This is a genomic window from Paractinoplanes ovalisporus (assembly GCF_016834655.1).
Classification (GTDB): Bacteria; Actinomycetota; Actinomycetes; order Mycobacteriales; family Micromonosporaceae; genus Actinoplanes; species Actinoplanes ovalisporus.
In genome coordinates, this window is the sequence record NZ_JAENHP010000001.1 from 1,236,274 (window position 1) to 1,250,936 (window position 14,663).

The window sequence follows — 14,663 nt, forward strand, 5'->3', positions numbered from 1 at the left end:
GTGCAGGTTCGAGTCTCATCCGGCCTACCAAGCTAGGCGTTGCGCGAACCGCCTCATCGGTTCGGGCGACCGGAAGACCGGGATGACCTTCTCGTCGTCGCTGATCCGGATTTCGGCGATGAGCTGTTCTATGGGCGCCTTGCGCTCGGCCGAGCTAACCTCGGCGACGACGTGTGCCAGATATTCCCGGATCCGGTCGAGCGTAGCGGGCGATGGTGCTGCGGGTTCGTCTTCGATGGCATCGGCGATCTCGTCCCGGGTGGGCGGCGAGCGTGTCGATTTCGGTACGCAGTTCGCGTAGTCGTTGACCAGCGTCGGCTTCGTCCATGGTCCCCTTCTCGAATGCTGCCCGGTAGCGGTCGCGAGCTGTGGTTATAGCGGTGATGGCGGTTTCGATGCGTCGAGTTCGCCGCGCCGGTCGGCGTTGGCGGTGCGGTGTTTGGTACCGGGCTCGTGTGATGGCGTCGGCGATGAGCCGGTCGGCGTCGCGGTAGATAGCAAGTGCAGTACCGGTAGAAGCGGCTACGGCCTTGGCCGAGGTGCAGGTGTACATGTTCCCGCAGTCGGGGCAGATGATCAGGCCGGTGAGGTGGTAGTCGGAATCGTTCATGGCTCGCTGGTTGTGGGCGTCGGTGCGGGTGTCGGCCATGTCGCGGACGCGGCGCCAGGTCTCGCGGTCGATGAGAGCTCGTGGCATCTGTGACATGGACGTCGTTGTAGACGACATCACCGGTATAGGCGGGTTTTCGAGGATGCGGCCGATGGTCATGCCGAACCACGTCTTGCCGAGGCGGTTGGCGATGCCGCGTTGGTTGAGTTCGTCGGCGATCGGCGCTTCAAATGGGTACCGGACCAGCTTCTGAATCTGGGGTTCTACCTGGTAGCCGTAGGGGCATGCCCGACCGGGCAGCGCCTTGCCGCTTCGCTCCCGGCGTGGGCCCATCGGCCGCCTGGCGCTTCGATACTGAGCACGACGAAGACCCCCGCGTTCTCGAACTCGAGAACAGGCGGGGGTTGCTAATTCCAGTCCAGGAAGGCGAGTACAACGAGGCGGCGAGACCTTCTACAACGCGCCGATGACCGATCCGTCGTCACCCCAGCTAAGTTGGCTGAGATCAGCGGCATACGCCGACTCTACGAAGGCGAAGGTCACTTCATCCGCTCGCAAAGCTCGAATAGACGACGGAGTCCCTAACTCCTGAGGAATCTCCAATACTGCGTCCGCCAGCCACTCTCGTACAGCACCAGCGTCTGCGGTGTCCGTGATTACCGCAACCAAGGTGAATCGTCTCGGGTCATCGGACGGCGAGAACTCCATCAAGACGTCGCGAACGTTCACTCCGATCGCTCGGCGATTTTCGTTGCCAACTGCTTGAGCGATTGCGGTCGCAAGAGGCACCAAGTTGTCTGGGACGGCTGGCCGGCTATACCGGTTCCCGAGCCAGGTCTTAAGTGCCAGAACCCGGTCAGGGCGCAATGAGTACAGTCGCTCGACACCAACCCCTTCGGCAAGGGCTCGCGGGGAGATGAAAGCAGACGGCTTGTCGTCGACGATGTAGTGGCCGTGCTCGTCATCGACGAGCAGCTTCCGCGCCCTGATACCCCACTTATCAGGTGGACTGTCTTTCAGGACTTGCCTCAGCTCAACCTTTGGAGCATTGTCATTCACCCGCGCCCGAAACAAGTTGCAGTCCTGCGTCGCGATGATCCAAGTATCGCCGACTGCGACGCCCTCCTTCAAAGATCGCGCCTTGTGATCCCATCCCCAGAATCCTACCGACAGCTGTGCGCCGAAGACAGAACCCTGTCGCCATCCTAGCGAGTAGAGGGTTTCAGTCGTCATCATCGTCCAAAAGGGAAATCACATCTTTGCTCGGATCACGCAATTGTGTCGGTTTGAGCAACTGGCCTGACTGAGCATCAGTCGCCCCAGCGACCGAGTCCATCACCAGGAGGAGCGCCTGACCGTACTTACCTGCGGAGAGAAGTCGAAGTGGCGTCTCGCCGGTGTTGCCTACAGCGGTCAAAACCAGGTTGAGGCGGCGTTGGTCACCCCCAACGAGATCCGACATCCGGGACACGACGTCAGCTGTCTTAGTCAGGGCCTCAGGTAGCCCTGGTACGCGTTCTGGTTCTCTCCCACGCGTGATTGATCCGATGGTGGGGTGTGTAGTGCCGACGATCTGCGCCAAGCGACGCTGCGACCAACCGGTTTTCTGGATTAGAGCATTCACGATCTTCGTCAGCGGGGCGGCATCCCGGGAAATGTATGGGGCCAGGATGATCCAGGTCGAACCTGGATTCAGGACCGTGTCTCTGCCGCTGGGCTCGAGACGGTCAGCAAGCTCTGTGCCAGCAGGCTCCAAGACGTGACGAACGGTTCCATCGATGGCAAATGTGCTCATCAACGCTCCTCTAGGCCGAACCGTTTTTCGCCGGCGGGGGTCAGGGTCCAACGGAAAAACCGATCAATCTGGGAATGCATCGCCCTGAACTGGCCCACGAGGGGGGTGGAATCGAACGGCTGCGAGACAGCCACAAACAGGTCCATGTCTAGGAAGAAGGAGCGCGTCTGCAGGGTTACTGGGGGAAGTCCAGGTATCACCGAGTTGCTGTTGGCGACACCATGCCGAACCACTGCTTGCACATCGCCGTGGCACGTTGCGAGCTGGTCGACTGGAGGCGATGCCAGCTGAATCTGCGACACAGACGCGACCAACTGAGTGTCGCCGCGAACGGTCTCGCTTGACGACCAACCAACCAAGTCCTGGTTAAACCAGTCTTTCCATCCACCCTCAGCGTCATCAACGACGTCGAGGAAACGTACGGCTACCCGGTCACATCGGCGTGGGTTAAGTGTCTGCTTGATGGCGGTAAGAACCCGCTCGAACATGGCCGAAAAGTTGCCAATACCGGCGTACTGATCGGCGACAGACAGGGTAACGACGTTCGATCCAACGATCAGGAGGTGCCCGTGGTCGTTCGTAAAGTGCCACACCACTGCTTGCTCGGGTTGTGCTTCCAGGCCGAGTGTCGGCCCGACAGCTATGGCCATCTCGGTGACTCGATCCATGTATGGAAAGTCCGGAGCGAGAACCTCTTGGAGTCCAGCAATGCCTTCAAGCGTGTGTAGGCGAGCCATGATCGGAAAGCGCACCTGGGCCAGCGCCTGCGCCAACGGCGGCCTTAGCAACTTGTACTGCCTGACTGGCTCAAGATTGAACATACGCTCCCCGCGTCCGCCGGCTCGGTCCGCTGCTTTCCACCTGCTTACCACCCAACCATAGCCAACGGCACTAGACAGGAGAAGACATCAGGGCTGCTAGCTAGGTAGCAGGTCGGTTGCGGTGTCGCTCGCGCGTAGTCGCGCTGGATGCCCAGAACCTCGGCGCACAACGTAACGCCTGGGGCTCCGCCCCGCACCCCGCACTCGAGGATGCCCCGGATACCTATCACTCGCCGGAGGCAAGCAGGGTGGGCGGCCGCCGGCAAACGGTGGAGCGTATTCCTCTGGTCACCCAGCCTGCTCGGGCAGGGCCCGCGCGACGGGTAGCCTCGCTGCCCTCATAAAGATCAGACAGCGCACGCCGAACAGCAGCCGCCCGGATGAGCTCGCCAGGCATTCTTGCTGTTCAGCGAAATGCGGGAAGCTTGCGCACCCCTTCGCGGCCACGTCCGTCGAAGTGGTGTAGACCTGATCTTTCCCAGCAGACGTAAGCGGCCATCGCAGATCCTTAGGATTGTCCAGGTCACGAAGGAGACTCCCCCGCCCTGGACGACTGTCTGCGCCCCCGGCCGCGGCCCTGCGGTGCCTTCAGAGCCGAGTTTGAACGTCGCTGAGCCGCTGCGCGAGCAGCTTCGATCGGCGAGCCCTGATCTAACGCGGGCCACGGTACAAACCCTTCGCTGAGACGCTGATGTCAGCTGAGGCCGGCGAGGTCTGCGGCGCCGAATACGGCGAACACGGCCACGAACGGGTCAAATCCCGTAACGGGCTACCGCGACTGGGGCACCCGCGCCGGCACCGTCGAGTTGTCCGTCCCGACGCTATGACAGGGCTCGCCCTTCCCGGACAGGGTGTTGCAGCACCGTCGCCGCGCCGAGCAGGCCTGGTCTCGGCCATGGCCACGTCGTATCCGCTCGGGGTCTCGACCCGGCGCGTGGAAACGCTGGTGGAGCAACTGGGGATCAAGTCGTTGTCGAAAGTCAGGCCTCGGAGATGTCCAGGTGCTTGGATGCCAAGGTCGAGACGTTCCGCAACTGGCCCTTGGACGCCGCGCAAGCGCGGCGTGGACAGCCGGCCATCCGTCCGCGAGGCATGCACCTTGGGCCCGGCCACCGGCAGTTTCGTCGACGCCCTTCAGAGCGTCGCCGCAAGCGAGAGATCTGCTGTCCACAATCGGCGGAGGTTGGCGCGTTCGATGGCTGGTCGTGGTGTTGCCGTGATGACATTCTGAGTCCGTGGATGGGCTTGGAGACGAGTGGTGAGCGGGGACGGTGACGGCCCGGCCGTTGCGCGCATTCTGCTGGGCTCTCAACTGCGCCGCCTTCGGGAAGAGCGCGGCGTGGCCCGGGCCGAAGCGGCCGAAGCGCTTGGCACTGCGGACTCGACCATCAGCCGGATGGAGCTGGGCCGGGTCGCGTTGAAAGTGGCCAACGTGTCGGTTCTGCTCTCGCTCTATGGGGTGAACGACAGGCGGGAACGTGCGGCCTTTCTCGCCCGGGTGCGTGAGGCCAACACGCAGTGCTGGTGGCATCCGTACAGCGATGTCACGCCGAACTGGCTGCAGCGCTATCTGGGGTTGGAGGCGACCGCTTCCGTTATTCGTACGTACGAGGCTCAGTGGTTGCCTGGGTTGCTGCAGACCGAGGCGTACGCCGAAGCGATGATCCGGCTCGGCACCTACACCCAGCGCGATGATGATGTGGCCCGGCGGGTTCGTCTGCGGCTGGAACGTCAGCAGGTGCTCAGTCAGCCGGACCCGCCGACGCTCTGGGCGGTGATCGACGAGGCGGCTCTGCGGCGACCGGTCGGCGGGCCGCGCGTGATGCGGGACCAGATCGAGGCTCTGGTGGCTCGGGAGAGCAAGAACCCGAAGGTGATGATCCAGGTGATGCCGCTGGCAGCGGGCGGGCACGCGGGAGCCGGCACCTCGTTCACCATCCTGCGGTTCCCGCAGAAGGAGATGCGCGACCTCGTCTATGTGGAGCAGCTGACCAGCGCGCTCTATCTGGACAAGCCGGCCGACGTCGACTGCTACTTCGACGTCATGAACCGGCTGTCGGAAGAGGCGGCGACTCCGCAACAGACCCCGGAGATTCTGGACCGGATTCTGGCCGACCTCGAGCGGGCGGCGTGACCGTCAGCGGTAGCCTCAGCAGCCGACCGTCCATTGCCGACTGAAGGAGTCCTCATGACTGAGCTGTCCGGGGAAAAGGGCGCCGCCCCGAAGATTGATTCCTCGGTTCCGCAGACGGCGCGGGTCTGGAACTACTGGCTGGGCGGCAAGGACAACTACGCCGTCGATCGTGCCCTCGGCGACCAGATCGCCCAGGAATACCCGATCATCGTGGAGATCGCCCGCGCTGACCGGGCCGTGCTCAACCGGGCGGTGCGGTGGCTGGCCAGTGAGGCCGGTGTGACGCAGTTCCTCGACATCGGCACGGGGCTGCCGACCACCAACAACACGCACGAGGTGGCCCAGCTGGCGGCCCCGGAATCACGGATCGTCTATGTGGACTACGACCCGCTGGTGCTGGTGCACGCCCGGGCGTTGCTGTCCAGCGGTCCCCTCGGCGCCACCGACTATGTCGACGCCGACCTGCGCGACACCGAGACGATCCTTCGCGAGGCGGCCCGCACCCTCGATCTGAGCAAACCGGTGGCCCTGATGCTGTCCGGGATCCTGGCCCACATGCCCACCGCCCAGGAGGCCCAGGCGATCGTCCAGCGGACGATGGCGGGACTGGCCGCGGGCAGCTACCTGCTGGTCGTCGACGGGGCGAACACCAACCCGGTGCTCAACCAGGTCATGGAGATCTGGAACGCCACGGCCAATCCCCCGTACGCGATGCGCAGCCCGGAAGAGATCGCCAGTTACTTCGACGGTCTCGAATTCGTGGAACCGGGCCTGGTCGACGTCACCGAGTGGCGTCCCGACGCCGGCGACCCGAAGCCGGAACGACGGCTGGACAACCTCGTCGGCCTGGCCCGCAAACGACCGTAGGGGTTCAGCCGCCGAAGGTGCGGTTGCCCATCGCCAGGACCATCCGCCGCGGGGTGAACCGGATGGTGTTGGCGACGACCGCGTTGACCAGGCCGTCGATGCGGCTGGGGCGGTTGCGGCTGAGCGCCTGCATGGTGCTGGCGACCACCTGCCGCACGTTCCGGCGGCGGCCGAACGCGGCCTTCTCACCGGCGACCTCGAAGAACTGGGTCTCGGTGGCCCCGGGGCTGATGGCCAGGACGCGCACGCCGGACTGCTTCACCTCGGCGTGCAGGGCCTCGGTGAAGGACAGGACGAAGGCTTTGGTGGCCGCGTAGACGGCCAGGTGCGGTACGGGCTGGTATGCCGCCGTGCTGGCCACGTTGACCACGGCGCCCCGGCGGCGGGACACCATGCCGGGCAGGAAACGCCGGGTCAGGTCGACCAGCGCCACACAGTTGAGCTGGACCATGGCGGTCAGCCGGGTCGGGTCGGCCTCGACCAGGTCGCCGTGCAGCCCGAAGCCGGCGTTGTTGACCAGCACGTCGATGGTGAGACCGCGTTCCGCGATCTGGGCCGCAAGCCGTTCGACGGCGCCGGGGACGCCCAGGTCGGCGGGAATCACCTCCACCTTGCGCCCGTACTGCGAGCGGATCTCGTCGGCGAGGCGCTGCATGGGCTCCTCGCCGCGGGCCACGAGCACGAGGTCGGCGCCTCGAGCGGCAAATTCTTTCCCGTACGCGACGCCGATGCCGCTGGACGCGCCCGTGATCAGGGCAGTTTGACCGGTGAACCGCATGGTGATCTCCTCGAGAAACGTGGTCAGCGGGGCAGGAACAACGCCAGTTCGACCAGGGACTGGCAGGTGCGGATGCGGGCGGCGAAGGCGGGACCGCCCCGCGCGCCGGGTTCGAGAACGTCGGTCAGGTCTTTGATGCCGTCGAACGAGCCGACGAGCACCGCGGCGAGCTGGTCGGGGTCGAGGCCGGTGCGCAGGTCACCGTCGGCCTGGCCGCGGCGGATGATGTCGGCGATCAGGGCGACCCACTCGGCCGGCGTCTTGGCGACCTCGGAGGCCAGCGCGGGGTCGGCCGCCAGCTCGCGGGTCAGTCGGGTGATGCTCCAGGCCGCCGGTTCGCGCTCGTGCAGGTCGAGCATGGCCGGCACCAGCGCGCGCAACTGTTCGGCGGCGGTCGGCTCAGCCAGGACGCGTTGCCCGACCTGGCTGAGCCACCGCCCCTTCTGCTCGCGCAGCACGGCCAGCGCGAGGTCGGCCTTGCTCGGGAAGTAGAAGTAGAACGCGCCCTTGGTCAGCCCGGACGCGGCGATCAGATCGCTCTGGGTCGCGGCCGCATAGCCGCGTTCGGCGAAGATGCGGCCGGCCGTGCGCAGCAGGTGCGCCCGTGTCGCCTCGCCCTTGGCCGTGGCCGGTGCCCGTTCGCTTCTGCTCTCCGCCATGAACCGAGCATAAAACCAACCGGCCGGTATGTACATACCGCGCGGTCGGTTTTTCGTACGGACCGAGATGAGCCGCCGGAGACGACCGCACCCGGCGCGCCCGCGAGGGCCACGGCGAGCTGGTGGACACGACCGCACCCGGCGCGCGGGCGGGGCCCGGGCGAGCCGCTGGGGACGATCGCACCCGGCACGCTTGCGGGGCCAGGACGAGCCGCTGGAGACGTACGAGGGACCGAGGCCAGCCGCCCGGAGATGCCGAAGAGCCGAGGTCAGCCTCGGGAGATGAGCAAGGGCAGGGTCAGCCGCCGGCCGGGCCGCCCGAGACGATCTCCCCCAGCGTGCCCACGAGCAGACCGACGATCGCGCTGGCCAGGATCTCGATCAGGAGGCGGACCGTACGACGCCACGGCCTCGGCGGCGGCGTGGGCCGACCCGGAGCGTCGGAGTGCACGGTCACGGCCGGCTGCCGGGGATCCATGCCTGACACTGTGAGCGCGTGGCCCCGGAACAGGGAAGGCGTGCCGGACGATCGGCGGCGGAGAAGGGATGATCGGCGGAGCCGTTCCGCGTCGGGCCGGGCCAGCCTCGGAGGAGCCAGCAGGCTCGGGTCAGTCCGGGAGGAGCCGTCAGTCATGAGCGGGCCCCGGAGGATCAATGGGGAGCCCGGCTCGGCCAAGGAGGACGCCGCCGCCGGATCGATGAGCCTGATCGGCGACTGCACGAAATCGATGTGTGACAATGTGCTGCACTATGCGCCGCGTCGGGGTGGCTCGAGACCCGACCCAGGGAAAGCCGGGGGCTTGGGTGAGCGGAATCGGGACGGCCGCGGCCGTTCGCGGGGAACAAGACGCCGATGGGACCACCCAGAAGCCAAGAGGCACGCTGAAACGGCTGTGGGCCCGGCGCGAGTGGCTACTGGTCGTACTAGGTGGGCTCGCCCTCGCTGCCGCGCTGACCTGGCCCACGCTGCGCGACCCACGGCACACCGTCCCGGGTGACATCGGCGACCCGGCCCTGTTCGCCTGGCAGATCGCCTGGGGCGGGCACGCGCTGCTGCACAACCCGCTGCACTTCTGGGACTCGAACACGTTCTATCCGGAGCCGCACTCGTTGGCCTTCACCGACACCGTGCTGGGCTACACGCCGCTCGGCATGGTCGGCTCGGGCATGGAAGCGGCGCTCCTGAGATACAACATCGTGTACGTCCTGCTGCACGCGCTCGCCTTCGTGGGGGCGTACGCGCTGACCCGGCAGTTGGGCGCCCATCCGCTCGGGGCGGCGGTGGCCGGCGTGGCCTGGGCGTTCGCGCCGTGGCGGCTCGCGCACGCCGGGCATCTGAACGTCATCTCGACCGGCGGCATCGCGCTCAGCCTGGCCATGCTCGCCCGCGGGCACGGCTGGTCGTTGCGCCGCGGCCACCGGCCGGAACGGCACAGCACGTGGTGGGTGCTGGGCGGCTGGCTGGTCGCGGCCTGGCAGATCACGCTCGGTCTGGCCATCGGGCTCGTCTTCGCGTATTTCATGATCGCTCTCTGCCTGGTGGTCGCGGCGTTCTACGGGTGGTCGTGGTGGCGGCGCGGGCGGCCACCGTTCGGGCGGCGGCTGGTGGTCGCCAACCTGATCGGCGGGGTGGTCTTCGCGGTCGCCACGGCGTACATGGGTCTCGCCTTCCAACGGGTCGTGGATCTCAACCCGCAGGCCGACCGGGCGCTGTCCTGGACCGAGATGTACTCGCCGGCGTGGCGGGGCCTGTTCATCGCGCCCGAGGGATCCTGGCTGTGGGGTGACCGGCACGCCACGGTCCGCGAACAGCTGTTCTGGGCGCCGGAGATGGCGCTGCTGCCCGGCGTGGTGCTGATCGCCTTCGCCGCGGCGGGCATCTTCATCTCGGTCTTCCGGGTGCGCCACCGCATCCTGCTGACCCTCGGGCTGGCGCTGGCCGTGCTGCTGACGCTCGGCGCGACCCTCCCCTGGCACGGCGACCCGGGCTACCTGACCCTCTCGAAGCATCTGCCCGGCTGGGCGGCCCTGCGCACGTCGGGGCGGATCATGATCTGGACGACGCTGGTGCTGGCCGTCCTGGCCGCCGGCGCCATCAGCTCCCTGGCGATCCGGGCCCGGGCCGTCGCGCCCTGGGGGCCCGGGGGTGTGGCGCGCGCGAAGTTCGTCGCGTTGCGGCTGGCCCTGACGATCCCGCTCGCGCTGGTGGTCGTCGAGGGGGTGAACCGGACCGAGCATCCGGAGATGCTGCGCTATCCGGCCGCGATGGGGGCCGCCCACGAGCCGATCCTGGTGCTGCCCAGCGGCGGCAGCCTCGAAATGCCCATCATGCTGTGGTCCACCAACGGATTCCCGCGCATTCCCAACGGCATCGTCACCTTCACCCCGACCAGCCAGGAACGGATCCGCACGAGCAGCGCGAGCTTCCCCGACCCGGCGAGCATTTCGTCGTTGCGGGCGGAGGGCATCAAGTCGGTCGTCGTCCTGCCGGAATGGCTCAGCGGAACCGCGTGGGAGGGCGTGCCCAACCGCCCGGTCGACGGCCTCGGCATCACCCGCGAGGACATCAACGGCGCCATTCTCTACCGGCTCGATTGACGATCAACGACCAGGTTCTCGTACGCGGTGAGGATCAGGCCGTGGAAATGGTGGACGCCGTGCTCGGAAAGGCCCGGGCCGTGTGAGTCGTAGACGATGCGGCCCTGATCGAAGGCGGGTGTGGACATGCCGCGCTGGACGCTTTCGACGATCGTGATGTCCTGCTGCTGCAGCACCTCGTCGATGTAGCGGACCGCCTCGCGTTCGGGCTCCTCCAGATGGGGCGTCTCGAAGAAGAAGTCCCAGGTCTCCAACGTACGGTCGACACCGGCCGGCACGATCTGCAGGACCATGAAATTGCCGCGTCCGGGATAGCGCAGCAGACACGTATTCGGCCACAGCCACCACACGGCGTGCTGGGTGACCGACGCGCCCGAGACGTGGTACGCGGAATTGTCGCCCTGGCCCGCCTCGGCGAAATGGCTGGACCAGATGCCGTGCGTGCGCACCTCGTACGTGTCCATGTCGACCAGGGCCACGAACTCGCGGTGGGCGATGTGGCAGTGGTAGCACTCCAGGAAATTGTCGACGACGTTCTTCCAGTTGGAGCGGATGTCGTAGGTCAGGCGCTTGGCGAAAGTCAGCTCGGCCACGTCGGGCGCCCAGCGGGCGATGTCGGCCGCCAGGTCGGGCGCCTGCGCGATCAGCGGCTCGGCGGCGGGATCGAGGTTGACGTAGACGAAGCCGCCGAACTCCTCGACCCGGACGCGGTCGAGACAGATGGCCGACTTGTCAAAATCGGGCATGGTCGCGGTGTGCCGGGCGTTGCGCAGTGAGCCGTCGAGGTCGTAGACCCAGGCGTGGTACGGGCAGACGATCGTCCCGGTGGTTCCGGCGCCGGTCAGCAGCTCGTGGGCGCGGTGCTTGCAGACGTTGTAGAACGCCCGCAACTCCCCCGCCCGGTCACGCACCACCGCGACCGGCATGCCCGCCACGGTCACCGCGACGTAGGCACCGGGGGCACGCAGTTTCTCGACATGGCAGACCCATTGCCACGTACGGGCGAGGACCGCCCTCAGGTCGGCGTCGAGCCACTTCGGATCGGTGTAGGCCGCCGCACGCAGGGACATCGACCGGGCCGGGTCGGGGTCGTAGCCGGAACCGATCTCCTTGACGTCCCGCACATTCACCGCCGTCATGACATGACGGTAGCGGTTGTCGCTGACGAACATGTTCGTTACGATCGTGTTCGTGAGTCCTCGACGTGAACCTGTCGGCCGGCGTGACCGGCCCGCCAAAGCGCCGCTCAGCCGGGCCGGCGCCGTGGCCGTGGCGCTGCGGATCATGCAGGAGGAAGGGCTGGAGCGGGTGACGATGCGCCGGCTCGCGACCGAGCTCGACACCGGGCCAGCCTCGCTCTACGTCTACGTCGCGAACGTGGCCGAACTGCATGGCGCGATCTTCGACGAGCTGCTGGCCGGCCTTCCGCTGCCGGCGAGGGGCGACCGGTGGCGCGCGGATCTGGTCGCCTTACTCACCGCGTACACGGAAATGCTCTTCGCCCATCCGGGTCTCGCGCGCTCACTGGTGACGTTGCGGCCGTCGGGCCCGAACTATGTCCGGCTGATCGACACCCTGCTCGGGCTGCTGCACGAAGGCGGCGTGCCGGTCGCGCAGGCCGCCTGGGGTGTCGACCTGCTGCTGCAGCACGGCACCGCGACGGCGGCCGAGCAGGGCACCCGCGACGAGACCGCCGGGGCCGCGAGTGAGCAGTTCGCGCTGACCGAGGCCGTGCGCGAGGCGGCCGCCCATGACCATCCGAACATCGCCCGGGCCCGCGAGGAGCTGTTCTCGGGCACCGGGCCGCAGCGCCTGGCCTGGATGTTCGACGCCCTGATCAGCGGCATCGCGTCCACCCCGATCACTGGAGATGACCATGACTGACCCGATCACGATCGTCGGCGGCGGGCTGGGCGGCCTGACGCTGGCCCGCGTGCTGCACGTGCACGGCATCCCGTCGACCGTTTACGAGCTGGAGGCCTCGCCCGAGGCGCGGACCCAGGGCGGCATGCTCGACATCCACGACTACAACGGCCAGCTCGCGATCCGGTCGGCCGGGCTGTTCGAGAAGTTCCAGGCGATCATCCACCCCGGCGGCGAGGCGATGCGGATCCTCGACCAGCACGGCACCGTGCACGCCGACGATCCGGACGACGGTGGCGGTGGCCGGCCCGAGGTCGACCGGGGCGACCTGCGCCGGATGCTGCTCGACTCGCTTCCCGACGGTACGGTCCGGTGGGGCCGCAAGCTCACGGCGGTGCGCGACCTGGGTGGTGGCGGGCACGAGCTCACCTTCGCCGACGGGTCGACGGTCACCTCCGGCCTGCTCGTCGGGGCCGACGGCGCCTGGTCGCGGGTCCGCCCGCTGGTGTCGAGCGCCCTCCCCGCGTACACGGGAATGTCTTTCATCGAGACCGACCTGCACGACGCGGCCGTACGGCATCCCGCCGCGGCCCGCACCGCCGGGAGCGGCATGCTGTTCGCCCTCGGGGCCGGCCAGGGTTTTCTCGGCCACCTCGAGACCGACGGCAGCCTGCACCTCTACATCGCCCTCACCAAGCCCGCCGACTGGATCGACGCGGTCGACTGGGCCGACACCGCACGGGGCAAGGCGGTGCTGCTCGACGAGTTCCGCGACTGGGCGCCCGAACTCCGCGCGCTGATCACCGAGGCCGACTCCGCGCTGGTCCCGCGCACCATCAACGCTCTGCCCGCCGACCATCGCTGGGCGCGGGTTGCGGGCGTCACGCTGCTCGGCGACGCGGCCCACCTCATGTCCCCGTTCGCCGGCGAGGGGGCCAATCTTGCGATGTACGACGGTGCCCGGCTCGGTGAGGCGCTGGCCGCGCACCCGGACGACTTCGAGGGCGGTCTCGACGCGTACGAGGAAGCGCTGTTCCCCCGCAGCCAGGAGGCGGCCGAGGAGGCTGCCCGCAACCTCGCGCTCTGCTTCGACGACCGGGCGCCGCAGAGTCTGATCGAGCAGTTCGCCGCGTACGAGGCGGCCGCCCGGTGACGCTTCCCCTTTATGCTCTCTAGTAGAGCTTATTGGAGGCCTCATGCGCGGTTCGGATGTGCAGGCGGCGGTGGCCCAGGCCGCGATCGGTGTCGTGCTGACCGGGTTGGGTGCCCTCCTGGTTCTGACCGCGCGTGACCTGGACATCCCCGTGGAACGCCTGGCCGGCATGTCGGCCGGGGTGGGAGTCGGCCTGCTGGCGGTCGGCGCGGCCGGGCCATGGCTGCTGCGCCGGGGTCCGCATCCTTCTCTCCGCGCCGGGGCGGTCGCGATGGCTGCGGGGTGCGTGGTCTTCGCGCTCGCTCCGACTTTGCTGGTGGCGATCGCCGGGGTGCTGCTGCTGGGTGCGGGCGGGGCCGCCCTGATCATGGTGACCCCGGCTCTGGTGACGGGCGAGGACATGGCGGTGCGGTTCACGCGGGTGATCGCCGTGGGCAGCGCTTGCGCTCTGCTGGCGCCGCTCGCGATCGGCGCGCTCGATGCCACCGGTGTCACCGGACGCCTCATCCTGTTGCCGCTCGTCGTTCCGTTGCTGGCACTGGCGTTCAGCCGTCCTGCGCACTCATCTGAGCCCCAACCGACCGCCGCGCCCTCGACCGAACCCCACCCAACCGAACCACGCCCGGCCGCCACCAGCTCCGCTGCCGCCCACACAGCCGTCACCAGCCCAGCTTCCGCCCGCTCCATCACCGCACGCCCCACCCATGCGCGCGGGGCCGAGCCGCGCCCGGGCCGCCCGCGGGTGGGCAGCGCGGCGCGGCGGTGGAGCGGCATCGTCCTCGCGGTGTCGGTCGAGTTCTGCTTCACCGTCTGGGCCGTAGCGCGCCTGCGCGAGACCGGGGTCTCCCCCACCGTGGCGGCCCTGCTCGGCACCTCTTTCCCGGCCGGAATGGCCATCGGCCGTCTGGTGGCGGCCCCGCTCCTGCCGCGGATCCCCGCCGTGCCCATCGGCGGGGCCATCACCTGCGCCGCCGCCCTGGTCGTGGCCGCGAGCCAGAACCGCGCCATCGTGACCACCGCCCTGGTCGTGGCCGGAATCGGCGTCGCGACGCTCTATCCGGTCACCGTCGCCGCCCTCGTCGACACGCCCGGCCTGGCCCGCCACCACGCCGTGTCGCTGAGCACCGTCGCCTCCGGAACCGCCATCCTCGCCGCCCCCACGGCCCTGGCCGCGATCGCCGGACACACCGGCCTGCGAGCCGCGTTCCTAGTGACAAGCCCCCTGATCGCGGCGGTCATCGCCGTCCACGGCCTACGCCGCACTCCAGTGCCCGCCGCGGATCTTCCGGCCTGACACAACGCCAACGCCGGACACGCGAAACGCGCACCACGACACCGAACAGCGGGCGCTCCCTTCGTGACCGCCGCCCGGAACCGGCCATCGC

15 protein-coding genes are annotated in these 14,663 nt (G+C 68.0%); 7 read left to right on the forward strand and 8 right to left on the reverse strand.

The annotated features are described in order from the left end of the window. Positions 1–154 precede the first annotated feature (154 nt). From JIG36_RS05620 to JIG36_RS05635, 4 genes are all read right to left on the reverse strand, one after another. Positions 155–943: a hypothetical protein gene (locus tag JIG36_RS05620; protein ID WP_203374875.1), complete on the reverse strand. Its 789-nt coding sequence runs from the start codon at positions 941–943 to the stop codon at positions 155–157. A gap of 120 nt (positions 944–1,063) precedes the next feature. Next, entirely contained in the window at positions 1,064–1,846 is a 783-nt protein-coding gene (locus JIG36_RS05625; RefSeq protein ID WP_203374876.1) for a hypothetical protein, read from the reverse strand. After that, positions 1,833–2,405, reverse strand: a complete 573-nt coding sequence (locus JIG36_RS05630) for a hypothetical protein (protein WP_203374877.1) — start codon at positions 2,403–2,405, stop codon at positions 1,833–1,835. The genes JIG36_RS05625 and JIG36_RS05630 overlap by 14 nt, the downstream gene beginning before the upstream one ends. Continuing rightward, on the reverse strand, positions 2,405–3,226 hold the full coding sequence (locus tag JIG36_RS05635; RefSeq protein WP_203374878.1) for a TIGR04255 family protein: 822 nt from the start codon (positions 3,224–3,226) through the stop codon (positions 2,405–2,407). Before JIG36_RS05635 ends, JIG36_RS05630 begins: the two co-directional genes overlap by 1 nt. A gap of 691 nt (positions 3,227–3,917) precedes the next feature. Here JIG36_RS05635 and JIG36_RS54770 point away from each other — a divergent pair. From JIG36_RS54770 to JIG36_RS05650, 3 genes are read left to right on the forward strand one after another with little or no spacing between them, the layout of a single operon-like run. Then, positions 3,918–4,457, forward strand: a complete 540-nt coding sequence (locus JIG36_RS54770; protein WP_203374879.1) for a transposase — start codon at positions 3,918–3,920, stop codon at positions 4,455–4,457. Between the two features lie 27 nt (positions 4,458–4,484). Then, complete coding sequence (locus JIG36_RS05645; RefSeq protein ID WP_307872578.1) at positions 4,485–5,360, forward strand: Sco1979 family transcriptional regulator; 876 nt, start codon at positions 4,485–4,487, stop codon at positions 5,358–5,360. A 54-nt stretch (positions 5,361–5,414) separates the two neighbouring features. After that, a complete protein-coding gene (locus tag JIG36_RS05650) occupies positions 5,415–6,227 on the forward strand; it encodes an SAM-dependent methyltransferase (RefSeq protein ID WP_203374880.1) in 813 nt (270 codons plus the stop codon). Between the two features lie 4 nt (positions 6,228–6,231). Here the strand turns inward: JIG36_RS05650 and JIG36_RS05655 are convergent, their stop codons facing one another. The 3 genes from JIG36_RS05655 to JIG36_RS05665 form a co-directional block, all read right to left on the reverse strand. Then, positions 6,232–7,005, reverse strand: a complete 774-nt coding sequence (locus JIG36_RS05655) for an SDR family NAD(P)-dependent oxidoreductase (protein ID WP_203374881.1) — start codon at positions 7,003–7,005, stop codon at positions 6,232–6,234. 23 nt (positions 7,006–7,028) lie between these two features. Next, the gene (locus JIG36_RS05660) at positions 7,029–7,664 is read right to left on the reverse strand and encodes a TetR family transcriptional regulator (RefSeq protein ID WP_203374882.1); all 636 of its coding nucleotides are present in this window, start codon (positions 7,662–7,664) and stop codon (positions 7,029–7,031) included. Positions 7,665–7,962: 298 nt separating this feature from the next. After that, complete coding sequence (locus tag JIG36_RS05665) at positions 7,963–8,142, reverse strand: hypothetical protein (protein ID WP_203374883.1); 180 nt, start codon at positions 8,140–8,142, stop codon at positions 7,963–7,965. 260 nt (positions 8,143–8,402) lie between these two features. Between JIG36_RS05665 and JIG36_RS05670 the strand changes: the two genes are divergently transcribed. Beyond that, positions 8,403–10,262, forward strand: a complete 1,860-nt coding sequence (locus JIG36_RS05670; RefSeq protein WP_438870698.1) for a hypothetical protein — start codon at positions 8,403–8,405, stop codon at positions 10,260–10,262. Here the strand turns inward: JIG36_RS05670 and JIG36_RS05675 are convergent. Beyond that, positions 10,247–11,401 (reverse strand): aromatic ring-hydroxylating oxygenase subunit alpha, encoded by a 1,155-nt coding sequence (locus JIG36_RS05675; RefSeq protein WP_203374885.1) that lies wholly within the window; start codon positions 11,399–11,401, stop codon positions 10,247–10,249. The two genes, JIG36_RS05670 and JIG36_RS05675, sit on opposite strands and share 16 nt — an antisense overlap. Positions 11,402–11,453: 52 nt before the next feature. On the opposite strand from JIG36_RS05675, the gene JIG36_RS05680 reads away from it, so the two are divergent. The 3 genes from JIG36_RS05680 to JIG36_RS05690 are packed head-to-tail and all read left to right on the forward strand — an operon-like array spanning position 11,454 to position 14,572. Further along, the gene (locus JIG36_RS05680; RefSeq protein WP_203374886.1) at positions 11,454–12,146 is read left to right on the forward strand and encodes a TetR/AcrR family transcriptional regulator; all 693 of its coding nucleotides are present in this window, start codon (positions 11,454–11,456) and stop codon (positions 12,144–12,146) included. After that, positions 12,139–13,278: an FAD-dependent oxidoreductase gene (locus tag JIG36_RS05685; RefSeq protein WP_203374887.1), complete on the forward strand. Its 1,140-nt coding sequence runs from the start codon at positions 12,139–12,141 to the stop codon at positions 13,276–13,278. Before JIG36_RS05680 ends, JIG36_RS05685 begins: the two co-directional genes overlap by 8 nt. Before the next feature lie 43 nt (positions 13,279–13,321). After that, positions 13,322–14,572, forward strand: a complete 1,251-nt coding sequence (locus tag JIG36_RS05690) for an MFS transporter (RefSeq protein WP_203374888.1) — start codon at positions 13,322–13,324, stop codon at positions 14,570–14,572. Positions 14,573–14,663: the final 91 nt, after the last annotated feature.

Excerpts from the sequence above, each read along its gene's own strand:
- JIG36_RS05660 (WP_203374882.1), bottom strand. The coding sequence starts at position 7,664 with ATGGCGGAGAGCAGAAGCGAACGGGCACCGGCCACGGCCAAGGGCGAG.
- JIG36_RS05620 (WP_203374875.1), bottom strand. The coding sequence starts at position 943 with ATGGGCCCACGCCGGGAGCGAAGCGGCAAGGCGCTGCCCGGTCGGGCA.
- JIG36_RS05630 (WP_203374877.1), bottom strand. The coding sequence starts at position 2,405 with ATGAGCACATTTGCCATCGATGGAACCGTTCGTCACGTCTTGGAGCCT.
- JIG36_RS05655 (WP_203374881.1), bottom strand. The coding sequence starts at position 7,005 with ATGCGGTTCACCGGTCAAACTGCCCTGATCACGGGCGCGTCCAGCGGC.
- JIG36_RS05665 (WP_203374883.1), bottom strand. The coding sequence starts at position 8,142 with ATGGATCCCCGGCAGCCGGCCGTGACCGTGCACTCCGACGCTCCGGGT.
- JIG36_RS05625 (WP_203374876.1), bottom strand. The coding sequence starts at position 1,846 with ATGATGACGACTGAAACCCTCTACTCGCTAGGATGGCGACAGGGTTCT.
- JIG36_RS05685 (WP_203374887.1), top strand. The coding sequence starts at position 12,139 with ATGACTGACCCGATCACGATCGTCGGCGGCGGGCTGGGCGGCCTGACG.
- JIG36_RS54770 (WP_203374879.1), top strand. The coding sequence starts at position 3,918 with ATGTCAGCTGAGGCCGGCGAGGTCTGCGGCGCCGAATACGGCGAACAC.
- JIG36_RS05670 (WP_438870698.1), top strand. The coding sequence starts at position 8,403 with ATGTGCTGCACTATGCGCCGCGTCGGGGTGGCTCGAGACCCGACCCAG.
- JIG36_RS05650 (WP_203374880.1), top strand. The coding sequence starts at position 5,415 with ATGACTGAGCTGTCCGGGGAAAAGGGCGCCGCCCCGAAGATTGATTCC.
- JIG36_RS05675 (WP_203374885.1), bottom strand. The coding sequence starts at position 11,401 with ATGACGGCGGTGAATGTGCGGGACGTCAAGGAGATCGGTTCCGGCTAC.
- JIG36_RS05690 (WP_203374888.1), top strand. The coding sequence starts at position 13,322 with ATGCGCGGTTCGGATGTGCAGGCGGCGGTGGCCCAGGCCGCGATCGGT.
- JIG36_RS05635 (WP_203374878.1), bottom strand. The coding sequence starts at position 3,226 with ATGTTCAATCTTGAGCCAGTCAGGCAGTACAAGTTGCTAAGGCCGCCG.